This is a genomic window from Guyparkeria sp. (assembly GCF_046540515.1).
Taxonomy (GTDB): Bacteria; Pseudomonadota; Gammaproteobacteria; order Halothiobacillales; family Halothiobacillaceae; genus Guyparkeria.
Map to the genome: position 1 here is coordinate 1 of NZ_JBKHFB010000045.1, position 13,851 is coordinate 13,851.

The 13,851-nt window shown below is 65.0% G+C and carries 14 protein-coding genes; 5 read left to right on the top strand and 9 right to left on the bottom strand.

The annotated features are described in order from the left end of the window. The first annotated feature begins 756 nt into the window (after positions 1-756). The 5 genes from ACLFRM_RS06600 to ACLFRM_RS06620 all read left to right on the top strand — a co-directional run bounded on the left by ACLFRM_RS06600 (position 757) and on the right by ACLFRM_RS06620 (position 3,027). Complete coding sequence (locus ACLFRM_RS06600; protein ID WP_410754938.1) at positions 757-1,143, top strand: cupin domain-containing protein; 387 nt, start codon at positions 757-759, stop codon at positions 1,141-1,143. 71 nt (positions 1,144-1,214) lie between these two features. Beyond that, on the top strand, positions 1,215-1,487 hold the full coding sequence (locus tag ACLFRM_RS06605; RefSeq protein ID WP_410754939.1) for an antitoxin: 273 nt from the start codon (positions 1,215-1,217) through the stop codon (positions 1,485-1,487). A gap of 175 nt (positions 1,488-1,662) precedes the next feature. Continuing rightward, on the top strand, positions 1,663-2,142 hold the full coding sequence (locus ACLFRM_RS06610; RefSeq protein ID WP_410754941.1) for a DsrE family protein: 480 nt from the start codon (positions 1,663-1,665) through the stop codon (positions 2,140-2,142). 193 nt (positions 2,143-2,335) lie between these two features. Then, positions 2,336-2,581 (top strand): hypothetical protein, encoded by a 246-nt coding sequence (locus ACLFRM_RS06615; protein WP_410754942.1) that lies wholly within the window; start codon positions 2,336-2,338, stop codon positions 2,579-2,581. An 89-nt stretch (positions 2,582-2,670) separates the two neighbouring features. Continuing rightward, positions 2,671-3,027 carry a hypothetical protein gene (locus tag ACLFRM_RS06620; protein ID WP_410754943.1) on the top strand — a complete coding sequence of 119 codons (357 nt, stop codon included), beginning with the start codon at positions 2,671-2,673 and terminating at the stop codon, positions 3,025-3,027. 76 nt (positions 3,028-3,103) lie between these two features. Here ACLFRM_RS06620 and ACLFRM_RS06625 read toward each other — a convergent pair whose 3' ends face one another. The 9 genes from ACLFRM_RS06625 to ACLFRM_RS06665 form a co-directional block, all read right to left on the bottom strand. Beyond that, positions 3,104-3,949: a CbbQ/NirQ/NorQ/GpvN family protein gene (locus ACLFRM_RS06625; protein WP_410754944.1), complete on the bottom strand. Its 846-nt coding sequence runs from the start codon at positions 3,947-3,949 to the stop codon at positions 3,104-3,106. A 67-nt stretch (positions 3,950-4,016) separates the two neighbouring features. Then, positions 4,017-4,343, bottom strand: coding sequence for a P-II family nitrogen regulator (locus tag ACLFRM_RS06630; RefSeq protein ID WP_058575608.1), 327 nt, complete (start codon positions 4,341-4,343; stop codon positions 4,017-4,019). Continuing rightward, positions 4,340-7,480, bottom strand: coding sequence for a DUF2309 domain-containing protein (locus tag ACLFRM_RS06635; RefSeq protein WP_410754945.1), 3,141 nt, complete (start codon positions 7,478-7,480; stop codon positions 4,340-4,342). Before ACLFRM_RS06635 ends, ACLFRM_RS06630 begins: the two co-directional genes overlap by 4 nt. Positions 7,481-7,484: 4 nt before the next feature. Beyond that, the gene (locus tag ACLFRM_RS06640) at positions 7,485-8,231 is read right to left on the bottom strand and encodes a hypothetical protein (protein WP_410754946.1); all 747 of its coding nucleotides are present in this window, start codon (positions 8,229-8,231) and stop codon (positions 7,485-7,487) included. 1 nt (position 8,232) lies between these two features. Further along, positions 8,233-9,915 (bottom strand): NADH-quinone oxidoreductase subunit L, encoded by a 1,683-nt coding sequence (locus ACLFRM_RS06645; protein WP_410754947.1) that lies wholly within the window; start codon positions 9,913-9,915, stop codon positions 8,233-8,235. Positions 9,916-10,066: 151 nt separating this feature from the next. Further along, positions 10,067-12,418 (bottom strand): nitric oxide reductase activation protein NorD, encoded by a 2,352-nt coding sequence (locus ACLFRM_RS06650; RefSeq protein WP_410754948.1) that lies wholly within the window; start codon positions 12,416-12,418, stop codon positions 10,067-10,069. Positions 12,419-12,488: 70 nt separating this feature from the next. Then, a complete protein-coding gene (locus ACLFRM_RS06655) occupies positions 12,489-12,842 on the bottom strand; it encodes a hypothetical protein (RefSeq protein ID WP_410754949.1) in 354 nt (117 codons plus the stop codon). Continuing rightward, positions 12,839-13,477, bottom strand: coding sequence for a ParA family partition ATPase (parA, locus tag ACLFRM_RS06660; RefSeq protein ID WP_410754950.1), 639 nt, complete (start codon positions 13,475-13,477; stop codon positions 12,839-12,841). The genes ACLFRM_RS06655 and parA overlap by 4 nt, the downstream gene beginning before the upstream one ends. 22 nt (positions 13,478-13,499) lie before the next feature. After that, complete coding sequence (locus tag ACLFRM_RS06665; RefSeq protein ID WP_410754952.1) at positions 13,500-13,793, bottom strand: 4a-hydroxytetrahydrobiopterin dehydratase; 294 nt, start codon at positions 13,791-13,793, stop codon at positions 13,500-13,502. Positions 13,794-13,851 lie beyond the last annotated feature (58 nt).

Below are 13,851 nucleotides of genomic sequence, written 5' to 3' on the forward strand. Positions count from 1 at the left end.
GTCGTCCGGGTGGTGGCCGCGGCGGTCGCGGCGGCGGTGGTCGCAGCGGCAACCGCTAACTAGGATGCCTTTGTCCTCGGCTACGGCCGATGATCGACAATCGAAACGCCCGGCTAAGCAGCCGGGCGTTTTTCGTTTTTGCTTCGCGTAGGCCGGGGATCGACTTCATCCCCCGGATGTGGAGTTTGATTGTTGAAGGTGTATGTCCTGTCGGTATGCGAGTGACCGATCTGGTCATGGGCAGATGAGCCCCGGGAATCGCAAGTCCCCTGACAGGTCCTGAAACCTCGAGAAACCTGTTGCTCCCGATTGTCGCAATGCGTGCGGGTGTGGACATGCATGTCCCTCGTGAGCATGAGTTACTCTTGATTTGCGCGGAGCGCACCGAGGCGTACGAAGTGCGCTCGGAGAGTGTCGATGATGGACGGTCTGCATCCGCCGTTTCCATTGATATGTCGCGTCGCATCGCTGGATGCATCGCTCTTGCCAGCCAGCGGCTTCTTGTAGTGTAGTCGGGCGGGTCGGGACGGTTTTTCGAGATGCCGGCTTTTCGCTTCGGGGTTCGACGGATAGTTTTGGCGTCAGTATCTACACTTCTAGGAGGATGGTGTGTGCCACGTTACTTGGGCTTTGCGCGTAAGAGTGCGGCTTGGTAGCTGGTCCCGTCCCCATCCGGCCCGTTTCCGACAGACGACCGATTGGGGGCGGGCGTGGTCAGGATGGTACGTGAGATACCACGACGTGGAGGGTAGTGCTATGCGTATCGCAAAAGAAGACATCCCCGTTCAAATCGCGGCGCCCGGTGCAACTGCCCGACGGCAGGTTGGCTTCGGCGATGTAACCGGATACGGAAAGATGGGCGCCGAATTCTTTTCCTTTGCCGCGGGCACCGATATCACGGAGTTGTTGCATGGACTTGAGGACGACAGTTGCCAGAGTCCACATTGGGGATATGTGGTAGAGGGCGCGATAACCGCTATGTATACAGATGGCGATGAGGAAACGTCGAGAACGGGAGACCTGTTCTACTGGCCGCCGGGGCATAGCGTCAGAGCCGAAGAAGACACTGACATCGTGATGTTCAGCCCGCAGAAAGAGCACGGGGAAGTCATCGATCATATCCGTAGCAAGGTCAACGGTTGACCCGTTGGTTGCCAGTTCCCGATCCGGACTCGGTATCGATAATCGGGATATGAGTTTTTGTGCGGTCTGATATGAACCGATTGGACGACGAAGAGCGAGACGTCTTGGAGGCCTTCGAGACCGGGCGCCTCAAACGGTCCGAGCATGCCGAAGAGCTAAAGGGACACCACGAATCCTATGCCCAGGCAACCTTTCGCAAGGACGCCCGAATCAACATCCGCTTGTCTTCCAGGGATCTGAGAGGATTGCAGAAGAAGGCATTGGCCGAAGGTATTCCCTACCAGACGCTGGTCTCGAGCATTTTGCACAAGTACGTGGAAGGACGTCTGCACGAAGAGAGTTGACCCCTAACCAAGACGAAACACGCCCGACCACGAGTCGGGTGCTTTGTTTTTGTACGCGTGTTTGATCGAGTAGCGCCTTATCGAATAACAGACAAAGTAATTGGTATTGCACCAGGGGTCGGCTACCGTCGACAGGGAGAACACGACAATCCCGCCGGGATTCAAGGAGGAAGCGATGATCAAGCGAGCCTTGCTGTTTGCCTGCCTGTTGCCGGCCATGACCCTTACCATGGCGATCGCCAGCGACAACCGTCCCTGGGGCACGGCCGAGCTGACCGAGAAGGACTACCAGCCCGACAAGGTGGTGTACGACGTGGGGGCGGCCGATGCCGAGGAACTCAACAGCATCATCGGACGGGTCAGTCACCTGAACAACGAATACGCCGGCGACGGGTTCGATGCGCATATCGTGGTGGTCCTGCACGGCGACGAGATCCCGCTGTTCACTCACGAGAAGTACGAGGAGAACAAGGAACTCATGGAGCGGGCGCAGTCGCTTACCGTGGCTGGCAATATCGAGTACCGCATGTGCGCGGCGGCCGCGGCCCTTCACGACGTCGAGCCCGAGGACGTGCACGGGTTCGTCGAGGTGGTGCCCATGGCCGACGCCGAGATCATCGAGCTGCAGCACGAGGGCTATGCCTACATGAAGTGACGGGCGTCCTTCGGCCCGCGTGGTGAAGCGAGCTTCGAGGGTTCGTCGCGGGGTCTGCTCGTCCGATGCGCCGCGTGAGGGTCCGACCCACCCCGCAATCGGTTATCGTATCCACCTCGGAAGCGAGACGGTGGGCCTTGCATGCGCCGTTCGCTGAGTAACGGGGTCGAGCTGCCGGCGGGGAGGGACAACCATGTGGTACGTGCTGGATCGGGAAGATGAAATCATCGCCGTTCACGTAGACGAGCCGTCGGCGATCGGTGCCGCCCGCTCGATCGTCGATCGCATGGTCGAGAACGGCGAGTTTCGCGCCTGCGTGTTCGTGGTGACCAAGGCCCACTACGACGCCGCCCTCCGCCGAGGCGAATCCCCGCGTCGCTGGCACGATTACAAGACGGGCGGCGCCCGGCCGATCCGGCCATCCGTGACATCGCCCTGACCTTCGTCTTGGGTGGGAGATGAACGACAAGGAGCAGTCACAGACCGAAGCAGCATGGCTTCGGTCTTCACAACCGTCAGGAGGACGAGATGAAGAAGGGAAGTATTGCGCTCACCGCCGGGGCGCTGGCATTCATGACCGGCTGTGCCACGACGAGTTTTGAGCCGCCGAATTGGGTCTACGAAGCCTGGTCGAAGGACGGAGTGGCGACCGAACGGGTGAAGGCCGAGATGCGTGATTGCGGCTACAACGACGTCAACTCGGCCAACGACCTGTCGAAGGCGGAAGCCTCACAAGCGGAGGCGTGCATGAAGGCCAAGGGCTTCGAACTGGACCTGTCCAGTTACCGGCCGCACAACTGCTACGGCAATGCGCCGTATTTGTGCAAGCGGCTGTGGGGCGGGCAAGCGCCTCAGGCGGTGGAGGTGAAGCCCTCCACGGATTGACCCCGTCTGTTGGAACGCAGAAGCGAAACGCCCAGCCGATTGGCTGGGCGTTTGTCGTTCGGGCGGACGTTCCTTCTCAAGAGAAGAACGCGCTGACCGCCGAGTCGAGCGTGTCGCGCATGTCCGGGTCGTCGGTGATCGGACGGACCAGGGTCATGGAGCAGGCGTCGCGGGGGTTGACGCCCTTGGCGATCAGCTTGCCCGCGTAGACCAGCAGGCGGGTGGAGATGCCCTCGTCCAGCCCGTGGCCCTTGAGGTTGCGCGCCCGCTGGGCGATCTCGACCAGCTTGCCGGCGGTATCCCGGTCGACCCCGCTCTCGTGGGCGAGGATCTCGGTCTCGGTCTCCGGGTCCGGGTAGTCGAAATCGAGCGCGCCGAAGCGCTGCTTGGTCGACTGCTTGAGGTCCTTCATCAGGTTCTGGTAGCCCGGGTTGTAGGAGATGACGATCTGGAAGTCGGGGTGCGCCTCGACCAGTTCGCCCTTCTTCTCCAGCGGCAGGACCCGGCGGTGGTCGGTCAGCGGGTGGATGACGACCGTGGTGTCCTGGCGCGCCTCGACGATCTCGTCGAGGTAGCAGATCGCGCCCATGCGCGCGGCCATGGTCAGCGGGCCGTCCTGCCAGCGGGTGCCGTCCTTGTCCAGGAGGTAGCGGCCGACCAGATCGGAGGCCGTCATGTCCTCGTTGCAGGCCACGCTGATCAGCGGGCGCTGCAGCTTCCAGGCCATGTGCTCGATGAAGCGGGTCTTGCCCGAGCCCGTCGGGCCCTTGAGCATCATCGGCATGCGGGCCTTGTAGGCGGCCTCGTACAGCTCGACCTCGTCGTGGACCGGGCGGTAGTAGGGCTCGGTCTGGATGCGGTATTCGTCGGCGTTGGCGTTGTTGTCGCTGGTGCCGTTCTGGGGGGATTGATCAAACAGCATGTTGCACTCTCGGATTCGGTTTGGATGTATGGGTGGGGGGCGGCGCCGGCCTTGAGGCCCGGCGCGATCAGCCCTTGAACTTGACCAGGCGGCTGACCTGGATGTCGGAGACGAAGACCACGCCGCTGTGCTTGTCGAAGAACGGGGCGAAGCCCTCGAGCAGCGGCTCGACCAGCTCTTCCGGGACGGCGGCGATGATCATGATCAGCACCTCGTCCTCGTTGAACATAAGGTGGCCTTCGTGGAAGCCCTGGCTACCCTTGCCCGACAGGTTGCCCACGATGGTGTAGCCCTTGACGTCGGCACGGTCGAGGAGGTCGGTGGCGAATTCCTGGTGCTCGCCCTCGATGATGATCTCGAGCTTCTTCAGCGGGTTGAGTTTGAGATTGCTCATGCAGGGCTCTCCTCTGCGTCAATGGATTCCAGTTGCTTGGCGCGCTGGGGTGCCGGCCCCAGGTCGTGCCACTCGCCGCGGTCGAAGAAGTTCAGGTGGCCCGTTTCGGGATCGGCGACGACCACGTTGATCCAGCCGTTGACGATCAGGCTGAGTGCCTTGGGCACGCGCCCGGCGGCGGCCAGCACGTGCGGCACCGGCGCTTCGATGATGACCAGCAGCCGGACCGGCTCGTGGTAGGGACGGCCGTCCTTGAGCACCGTCTGCGAGGGCAGGCCGGTGCGGATGTCCGACAGGTTGCCGGTCATCACGCCGAAACGTCCGGCGACGTTGTGGTAGGCCTTGGAGCCGCTGCCGAAGCCCTCGTTGTCGACCGCCGAGAAGTAGTGCTCTAGGTTGATCCACTCGCCGATGATCAACGGGCCGGAAAGGATGGTGTCGAGCAGCCGACCCTTGGTGTCGAGCGTGTAGTCGTACGACAGCAGGAAGCTGCGCCCGTCGAGGTTCATGTCCTCGGTCAGGTGCCGGCCGCCGACGACCACCGAGGCGTTGCGAACCAGGCCCCACTCGGGGCGTACCTGGGTCCAGTCGCTGGTGTTGCGCTGGATGTGACGGTACGCCGTGGTGGTGTCGAGGCCGGGATCGACGCCGTCCTCGAGTGTCGGCAGGCGTTCGGCGGCGCACAGGCGGCTGGCGGCACGCAGGCCGTTGCGCAGGCGCTCCATGTAGACCAGGTGGCTGGTCGGCAGCAGGTCGAGGTCGTGGAGCACGATCTCGTCCGAGGTGGTGTTGTGCAGTGCCGGGACGAACCAGGTGTCATCCGGGATGTGGATGCCCTGTTCGGCCAGGCGACGGCGCACGTCGGACTTGTTGGCCATCTGCGCGAGCACGCGGGCCGAGACCAGCCCGTGGCCGCCACCGCAGGCCCCGCAGTCCAGCGCGGACTCGTAGGGGTTGTTGTCGGACTCGCTGGCATGACCGACGAGCAGGACGAAACGTGAAAACGAATCCTTCATCCCCATCATCCGCAATGCCTGGCCGACGAAGTAGACCTGTTCGTCGAGGGAAAAGCCGATCTTGCCCAGGCGCTCCATCTGCATGGAGACGAACGACGGGTTGATGCGGTACTCGTTGCGCAGCGTCTCGATGAAGTCGGCCTCGGCGCTCGGGCTCAGGGCGAACTGCCGGGCGAACTCCGAGGAGCCTTCCTTGTTGCCCATCGCGATCTCGCGCAACTCGCGGATCATCGAGTCGGTGATCGCGTCGCGATCGATGCCGAACTGCTGGCCGATGGCCCGCACGATCGTCACCCGTTGCAACGAGCGCACGATCGAGTCGCCCTGCTCGCGCGACAGCTTGTCGATCAACAGGCGGGTCGAGGCATCCTTGGGCTCGATGCGGTTGCGCCAGCGGTCGTAGACGCGCGGCGCGACGGTCTTGCCGATCATGTCGAAGCCGAACAGCAGGCCGATGGCCTCGACCGTGAAGTACGGCGAGAGCACGGAGCTCTTCACGTCATGCAGCACGTGGCTGGCCGAGGAGTAGAAATCGGTCTCGATCTGCGTGGCGCCGGTGGGTACCTCCAGCACCACGTTCTTGGGCGTGATCTGTACCGGGCAGAGGTCCAGCTCGGTGCCCTTGCCCAGGCCGATGAAGCTGACCGGCACGCCGAAGAAACCGGCAATGCCGAACGTCTGGTAGTCGCCGACATGCTCGAGCTGGCGACGGATGCGCTCGGAGCGCACGTCGATGCAGAACAGTGCCTGGGCGAACGGGCGCTTTTCACGCTTGGCCGGCGGCAGCAGCTTGATCTCGTCGAGGATCGACTTGCGGTAGACCGCCTCCATGGCCCGCAGCCACATCATCCCTTCGCCTTCCTCGAACTCGTCGAGCAGGGTCAACAGGGTGTCGATCTGGCCGGCGTCGAGTGCCTCGAGTGCCTCGGTCTGGCCGGCGGCCTCGGCAAGCGAGAGCAGGCGGTCGGCCTGGCGGCGGGCCTCGGCGATCCGCTCGGCCTGCAGGTACTCGGGCAGCAGTCGGTTGATGTGGCCGGGGTGCTTGTGTGCCAGGGCATCGTCGACCCGGTGGGCCCATTCCGGCTGGACGGTGCCGCCGTGGTATGCCTGGCGCAGATAGCACTCGGCGGTGTGCTGCTCGAGGTAGTGCGCGAGTTCCGGGAAGCTGGCGGGCAGACGCTTGCGACGCGCATGCTCACGGATCAGTGCCAGCCCCAGCACCAGCCGGATGGCGAGGAAGTCGATCAGGTCGCCCGGGTAGGTCCGCGACCAGTGGTAGCGGTTGGCCGACGAGCGCCAGCGGATGAAGCCCGCCCAGCCGTGCAGGCGGGTCAGTTCGCGGGTGATCAGGCCGTCCCAGTGCGCCTCCTCGATACCCAGCTCGCCGAGAACGTAGACGATCACGCCCTCGGCGGAGGTGTCCTGCGCGAGGATCTTCTTGATGTGCAGGCCACGCAGGAACAGCCGCAGGTTGCGCTTGGCCAGCGCGCTCCAGGCGGTGAAGAAGCCGTGTTCGCGTCCCGGCATCTGCAGGGTCGACTGGCCTTCGTCGAAGAAGTCCAGGCAGCTCTTGATCACCAGCTCGTCGAGTGTGGTGCCGATCTCGGTGCCGAACAGGAGATCGATGGATTCGTACAGCGGCCGCTCGGGCGGGAACTGCCGCGCAAGGCGTTCCTCCAGGGCGTCGATGTCGGGGGGCGTCTCGGCGCAGCGGGTACCGCCGTCGATGGCGCACTTGATGTCATCGGCTTCCGCCAGGTCCAGCCTCACGCCGACCGTTTCCGGCGTCCGGCACAGCAACGTCTGCAGCAGGCCGTGGAGGTCGAGTTCGCCGATGCCGTCGCGCTCGGCGAGGAAGCGCCGGATGTCGTCACCGAGGGTGGCGTCGTCCACCTTCCCCTCGGCGTGGTAGCGCTGGTACTCGGTGCGCGGCAGGAAGCCGCGGCCGTGGAACAGCTTCTCGCCCTGGCGCACGCCCTGCTCGAAGGGCAGGTGTTCGAGGCCATGCAGCGGGTTGTGGTGGATGAAGGTCCGCATCGGCCAGAAGAACGGGATCGGTTCGGCGGCCATGTGAACCATGGAACGGATTTTCAGGCGTTGGCCCAGCGTCAGTCGGCTCATGGCGTCAGACTCCTGTCCAGATCAGGTTCAACACGACCGCGGCGACGATCACGCCCGCGAAGGCCCAGGCCTGCGCAACGGGCAGGTCGGCCACATGCGTGCCGCGACGAGGGCCGAAGACCGTATCCCGCAACAGCCGGGTGCCCGCCCAGCTCCACAGCAGCCAGGTCAGCAGTGCCAGGATCACGGGCCCCGGGTCGCTCTCCAGCAGCAGGTCGAGCATGACGAAGAAGCCGGGCGAGATCGGCAGCGCCATCGCGGCGAGCAGTACCACCGTGATCAGGCCGGCCAGCCGGGGAATGTCCCGTGCCATGCCGGTGATCAGCCCGGAGTAGGCCGCGCCCAGACGGCGTTCCAGCAGCGAGGTGACCGCCACCAGCAGGGCAGGCGCCACGGCAAAGCCGAGCACGAAGGCATGCAGGTCGACCGCCCGCGCGCCGTCGGCCGCCATCACCCAGGTCAGCGCGAAGGCCGAGGTGGCCAGCATGGCGGCCCACTGGCCCAGTTCGCGCACGGTGAGCAGGCGCCAGGCGTAGAAGGCGGCGGTGATCAGGCCCCACCAGAGGAACACGCTCCCGGTCAACGGCACCCCGGCGGCCAGCAACAGCAGCACGCCGACCTGTGGCCAGACGAGGATCAGCGCCACGCGGATGACGGGATGATCGAACCGCGCGAGCAGCCAGTTGAAGACCATGCTCAGCGGGAACAGGGGCAGGAAGAGGCCTGCCAGCAACAGCAACAGCGTGTTCATGTCAGCGCCACCTCATCCAGACATTGATGCGCTTGGAGCCCTCGAGCAGGGCCTGGCTGAGACGTTCGTAGAGGTCGGCGATGTACAGCTCGCGCGAGATCAGCGAGTAGAGCGTCAGCCGCAGTTCGGTGAAGCGGTTGCCGAACAGCGGTTCCTTGCGGCTGGCAAGATAGCTGCCGATCCAGCCGACCAGCACGATCAGACCCAGCAGGATCACGAGCACGTCGAAGGTGATCGCATCGAGCCCCGCGGCGTGGTAGAGCGCCTCGCGGAACGCCGCATCCGGGTAGAGGAAGGTCTCGAAGGTGTGGCCGATGATGCTGTAGCCGATCACGATCAGGGCGAACGAGAGCAGGATCATCAGCATCATGCGCACCGGGTTGGTCGCATCCAGCCGGTGGGTGGCGAACAGCACCTGTACGCCGGTGATCCAGCCGAAGAACAGCAGCACGATCGCGCCCTGTTTCTGGAAGAAGTCCGGCGATACCGCCCAGTGCGCCAGCAGCAGGATGACCAGCGGCACGATCAGTGTGACCAGGCCGATGGCCAGCCAGGGCAGGCGCGTCGCCTTGCCAATCTTGCGGTCGACCAGGAAGGTGTACAGCGGGTTTTGCGGCACGTCGTCATGGCGACGGGCGTCGCCGATCAGGTCGCCCGAGCTGAGGAACATGGTCGCCTTGAACATGCCGTGGGCGATCAGGTGGAACACGGCCAGCGAGAACGCGCCCACGCCCGTTTCCATGATCATGAAGCCCATCTGGCCCATCGTGGAGTAGCCCAGCGACTTCTTGATGTCGTTCTGGGTCAGCATCAGCACCGAGCCGATCACGGCCGTGAGCAGACCGACCACGAACAGCAGGTGCAGTACCCCGTCGGCATTGACGAAGGCCGGGGCGAAGCGGTTGATGATGATGCCGCCGGCATTGACGATGCCCGCGTGCATCAGCGCCGAGACCGGCGTCGGGCCGTCCATGGTGTAGGGCAGCCAGGTGTGCAGCGGGAACTGGGCGGACTTGGCGAAGGCCGAAAGGGCGATCAGCCCGGCCGCGGTGATCGCCGCCGGCATGCCGAACACCTCGGTCTCCGGGGCGGCCATCAGCCGGTCGAACAACGTCGGGAAGTCCAGCGCGCCATAGGCCTGGAACAGGATCACAGCCGCCAGGACCATCGGCAGATCGCCGATCCGGTAGGTCAGGAAGGTCCAGAAGGCATAGCGCTCGCCCGGTCGCGACTCGGTGTTCTGGCCGAGCAGGAAGTACATCATCACGCTGACCAGATGCCAGGCGATCAGCAGGGTGATGAGGTCGCCTGCCGTGACGAACAGCAGGATCGACGCCGTCATCAGATCCAGCAGCATGAAAAAGCGCGCGTAACCCGGCTCCTCCGCCATGTAGCGCACCGAGTAGATGTGCACGATCAGGCTGAAGCCCGCGACGACCAGCGCCATGGTCGCGCTCAGGGGATCGAGATAGACGCTGCCCCAGTTCCCGCCGATGCCCATCCAGCTCGGGCCCTCGTCGCTCGCGATGAAGACCACGATCTGCCAGAGGGCGACGAGAAAGGTGATCACGCCCATGCCGACGCTCAACCGGGCGACCCGCTTGCCGAGCCGGCCGGCGAGCAGGTGCACCAGCAGGGCGGATAGCACCGGCAATAGCGGGATCAACCACTGCAGTTCGATCATGTCCTTACTCCATCTGTCACTGGCCGATGCCAGCTCGCTGCAAATAAATCTCGTTTTCGCATGTCCACCGGGTCCGAGACGGGATCAGCAGCCGTGAGATGCGCCTGTCACTGATCGTCGAGGGCGATGGCACTGATCGCCGAGCATTCGTTCAGCGCGTCATCGACAGGTACAGCGCCGGCAGCTTCTCCGGCAGTCGCGAGACGTGGTCGAGCACCATGAAGTTCCTCGGCCCGAACACGCGCGAGACGTATTCGTCGGCGTGCGGGTCGAGGGTCACGCAGAAGGTCTCCACCCCCTGGCGATGCAGTTCCTCGACCGCCTTCTTGGTGTCGTGGCGCAGGTACTGCGGATCGCGCACGTCGTTGTCCGAGGGCTCGCCGTCGGAAAGCAGCAGGACGAGCTTGCGCTGGCTGGGCCGGTTTCGCATCACCGCACCGGCGTGACGCAGGGCCGCGCCCATGCGCGTGGAGAGCTGCCCGGTCATGCCGGCCAGCCGGGCCTTGGCCTTGTCGCCGTAGGGCTCGTCGAAGTCCTTGAAACGGTAGTACTCGACGTCGTGGCGGCCGTTGGAATCGAAGCCGTGAATCGCGAACGGGTCGCCCACGCGGTGGATCGCGTCGGCCAGCAGCGCGGCCGCCTCGCGCGAGAGGTCAAGCACCGTGGTTTCCTCGTCGCCGCGGCCGAGCACGTCGTTGGTCGACTCGGACAGGTCGATCAGCAGCATCACCGAGAGATCACGGACCTGCAGGCGAGTGCGGATGTTGATCCGCGGGTCCGGGGTCTGGCCCATGCGGATGTCGATCATCGCGCTGACCGCGGCGTTGAGATCGATCTGATCGCCGTCCTCGACCTTCTTCTCGCGCACCACGCCCTGCGGCTGGATGCCCTCGATCAGGTACTTGAGGCGCCGCACCAGCGGCTTGTGGCGATCGAGGATCGCGTCGATGGCCTCGGGATCGCCGTCTGCCGGTCGCTTCTCGTTGATCGTGGTCCAGTACGGGCGCTCGAGCTGGGACATGTAGTCCCACTCGTGGTAGTGCACCGGCGAGAGCGTGCGGTCCTCGGCGAAGATGTCCGAGTACTTGCGCCCGTGGTTGTCGTAGAGCTCGGTACCCAGCACCCAGATCTCTTCGGCATCCTCGGCGGAGATGTTCTCCACGTCGAGCGTGTTGAGCATCTCCATCAGGCTCACATAGCGACGCTTGTCGTCGACGCTGCCCTCGCGCTGGATCTCGAACGCGGATTCCGGCTTCTCGAACAGAAAGCGGTTGTCGTCGCGATAGGGCACGCTCGGGATGTCCTGGCTGGGACTGAAGACCAGTCCCTGCGCCTCGGCACGTTCGGCCAGCGCCAGGCCGGCGGCGCGAACGCGATCGTAGTCCGTCAGGTCTTCACGGATGCCGTCGATCGCGCTGCGAGCCTGGGCGACCAGCGGGTGGTCGTCGACGTAGTCCGGGTCGAGCAGGGCGAGCGCGATACGGTCGAGCAGCGGGCCGATCCGGTCGGGGTCGGTTTCCTCGTGGCGGTTGACCGCGATCCGGGCGATGCGCGTCCACAGTGGTGCCAGTCCGGGAAAGTCCTGCCCGGCAAGCGTCTCGACGCGCGCATCCTCCATCAGGCCGATGAAGGTCTGCTGGAGTTTGGAGGCCTCCTCCGAGTCGGCATCGAAGCCCGAGTAGATCATGTGCGCGGCCGCGTGTGAGGCCGCGGCACGGTAGAGGTTGACGCCGTCGACCGACGAGTCGTCTCGGTCGACGTAGTCGTCGAAGGCGTCGGGCAGGTTGATGAACGGCCCCTCGATGAAGGGGCGGTAGCCCTCCCGGCTCTCGAAGTCGCCCGAGGTGGGGCGCATCAGGAAGTTGCGGGCCCACAGGGCGCGCAGGTACATCACCAGGCGCCGCTGGACGTCGACGAACAGCGTGCCACGCCGCTCTTTCTTCAGCACGGCCTCGGCGTCGGGGCTGGCGAGGCTGAAGTAGGCGTCGAGGGCGTCGAAGTCGTTGCGGTGGGCGTTGATGCCCCAGGTCGCCCAGCGGCGCAGGCCGCCGAGGGTCAGTACCTCGAGCAGGTGGTCGAGCTGGGTGAGCATGGGGCGCAGGGCGCGTGGCGCCTGCGCCAGGATGTAGTTGACCAGCGAGAGGTACTGCTGGAACAGCGAGGCCTCGCCGAGGCGGTTCGCGGCCACCGGCGAGGTCGAGAACAGCAGGACGAGCACCGCGGCACTGGTCTTGGAGAACATCTTGATCGCCATCGAGAGCAGCTCGAAGGCGGCGTCGGTGCCGATCTCCCGGGCCACCTGCGGCAGGCTTTCGATGTAGGCGAGGACCAGTTCCTCGCCGCGGCCCAGGGATTGCAGGCTGATCGCCCCCTCGAGGTAGGCATCGAGCGCACGCGGCGGGAACACGCGGGTGGCGTCCACCCAGTGGATCTCGAGTATCTCGCGGGCGGATTCGCCCAGCTCGTCGAGGCGCTCCTGGTCTTCTAGCCGTGCACTCGTCATGGCATCGATCGTGGCTCTGCTGGTGGCAAGGGAAAAAGTTGGCCGGCGCCGGGCCGGCCTGATGGCGGGATCAGTCCGGCCAGACGCGGCGCGGATGCAGCGGCTGCTTGCCCTGGCCCGGGGTCTTGGTCTTCTCGGACGATTTCGCCGCGGTCGACGTCGAGCGGGTCGCGGGCTTCTTGGCCGCCGGCTTGCTCGCCGCGGTCTTCGTGGTTGTCGTCTTCTTCGCCGGGGCCTTGCGTGCCGGGGCGCGACGCGTGGTCGGGGCCTTGCTGGCCGTGGAGCTGGAGGCCGCCGGCTTGGCCGTCGTGCCGCCGGCAGTCGACGACTTGGATTCGGTGTTGGCGTTCTCGGCCGGCTTGGTCGATGTGGCCTGGGATTCGGACTTCACGCTGGCGCTCAGCTTGTCTTCCAACTTGCTCATGATGGCGTTACCTCGTCAATGATGGTCTCGATTTCGTCCACCGCCGCACGACCGCGGCCGCCAAGCTGGTAGACGCTCACTCCTTCAACGACCGCCGTTCGATAGGCGGCCCGGCGGCGCACGGTCGCCGGTAGGACAGGCAAGCCAAGTCCCGTGACGGCATTCTGCATGGCACGGGTCATGGCGCTGCGCGGTTCGGTCTGATTGAGCAACAGGGCCGCCAGAAGGGCATTGTTGCCGTTCTCGCGCGCCTTGTTCACCGCCTTGACGGTGTCGGCGCTCGCCCACAGGTCGAGAGGCGAGGGGAGAACCGGGATCAGGACCTGATGACTGTGGAGCAGCAGCTCGATGGTGACGTTCATGTCGAGCGACGGCGGGCAGTCGACGATCACGTAGTCGCAGGCCTCGCGGGCCGCGGCCAGGTTCGCGTGGGCGTCGTCGTGATCGTCGAACAGGCGGGGCAGGCCCGACTTGGCCTCGCCCCAGCCGGACCAGTGGCGCAGGGCACCCTGCGGGTCGGCGTCGATCAGGCCGACCTCGGCACGCCGGGCGAGCCCGGAGGCAAGGTTGATCGACAACGTGGTCTTGCCACAGCCGCCCTTGAGATTGGCCAGTGCGATGACGTGTGCGGCCATGGTGTCACCCTCCTCGATGGGGTCAGCCAGCCGGGTCCGACTCGGCCCGGGTCTTTTCGGCCAGCTCGGTCGCCTGCCTGGCGAAGCGCACCTCCAGATCGCCGAGGGCCTCTTCGAGCGGCGAGACGTTCACCGAGACCTGGGTGCGGTCGAACTGCAGGCTGGGGTGGTAACCCATTTCCTCGGAAACCTCGGCGAGGCGGTCGAGAAAATCGCGCGTCTGCGAGTAGTCGGCGAACTCGAACTTGCGGATCAGCATGGGGGGACGCTTCTGGGTCTGCCAGCCGTCCACCTGGATGTCGGTCGTCTCAACCATGTGCGTTCTCCCTGAGAACTCGTGTTGTCTTGGGAAGGTCTGCGCGAATGCCAAGCCC

Excerpts from the sequence above, each read along its gene's own strand:
- ACLFRM_RS06635 (WP_410754945.1), bottom strand. The coding sequence starts at position 7,480 with ATGAGCCGACTGACGCTGGGCCAACGCCTGAAAATCCGTTCCATGGTT.
- ACLFRM_RS06615 (WP_410754942.1), top strand. The coding sequence starts at position 2,336 with ATGTGGTACGTGCTGGATCGGGAAGATGAAATCATCGCCGTTCACGTA.
- ACLFRM_RS06610 (WP_410754941.1), top strand. The coding sequence starts at position 1,663 with ATGATCAAGCGAGCCTTGCTGTTTGCCTGCCTGTTGCCGGCCATGACC.
- ACLFRM_RS06625 (WP_410754944.1), bottom strand. The coding sequence starts at position 3,949 with ATGCTGTTTGATCAATCCCCCCAGAACGGCACCAGCGACAACAACGCC.
- ACLFRM_RS06605 (WP_410754939.1), top strand. The coding sequence starts at position 1,215 with ATGAACCGATTGGACGACGAAGAGCGAGACGTCTTGGAGGCCTTCGAG.
- ACLFRM_RS06630 (WP_058575608.1), bottom strand. The coding sequence starts at position 4,343 with ATGAGCAATCTCAAACTCAACCCGCTGAAGAAGCTCGAGATCATCATC.
- ACLFRM_RS06665 (WP_410754952.1), bottom strand. The coding sequence starts at position 13,793 with ATGGTTGAGACGACCGACATCCAGGTGGACGGCTGGCAGACCCAGAAG.
- ACLFRM_RS06600 (WP_410754938.1), top strand. The coding sequence starts at position 757 with ATGCGTATCGCAAAAGAAGACATCCCCGTTCAAATCGCGGCGCCCGGT.
- ACLFRM_RS06640 (WP_410754946.1), bottom strand. The coding sequence starts at position 8,231 with ATGAACACGCTGTTGCTGTTGCTGGCAGGCCTCTTCCTGCCCCTGTTC.
- ACLFRM_RS06655 (WP_410754949.1), bottom strand. The coding sequence starts at position 12,842 with ATGAGCAAGTTGGAAGACAAGCTGAGCGCCAGCGTGAAGTCCGAATCC.
- ACLFRM_RS06650 (WP_410754948.1), bottom strand. The coding sequence starts at position 12,418 with ATGACGAGTGCACGGCTAGAAGACCAGGAGCGCCTCGACGAGCTGGGC.
- ACLFRM_RS06645 (WP_410754947.1), bottom strand. The coding sequence starts at position 9,915 with ATGATCGAACTGCAGTGGTTGATCCCGCTATTGCCGGTGCTATCCGCC.
- parA (WP_410754950.1), bottom strand. The coding sequence starts at position 13,477 with ATGGCCGCACACGTCATCGCACTGGCCAATCTCAAGGGCGGCTGTGGC.
- ACLFRM_RS06620 (WP_410754943.1), top strand. The coding sequence starts at position 2,671 with ATGAAGAAGGGAAGTATTGCGCTCACCGCCGGGGCGCTGGCATTCATG.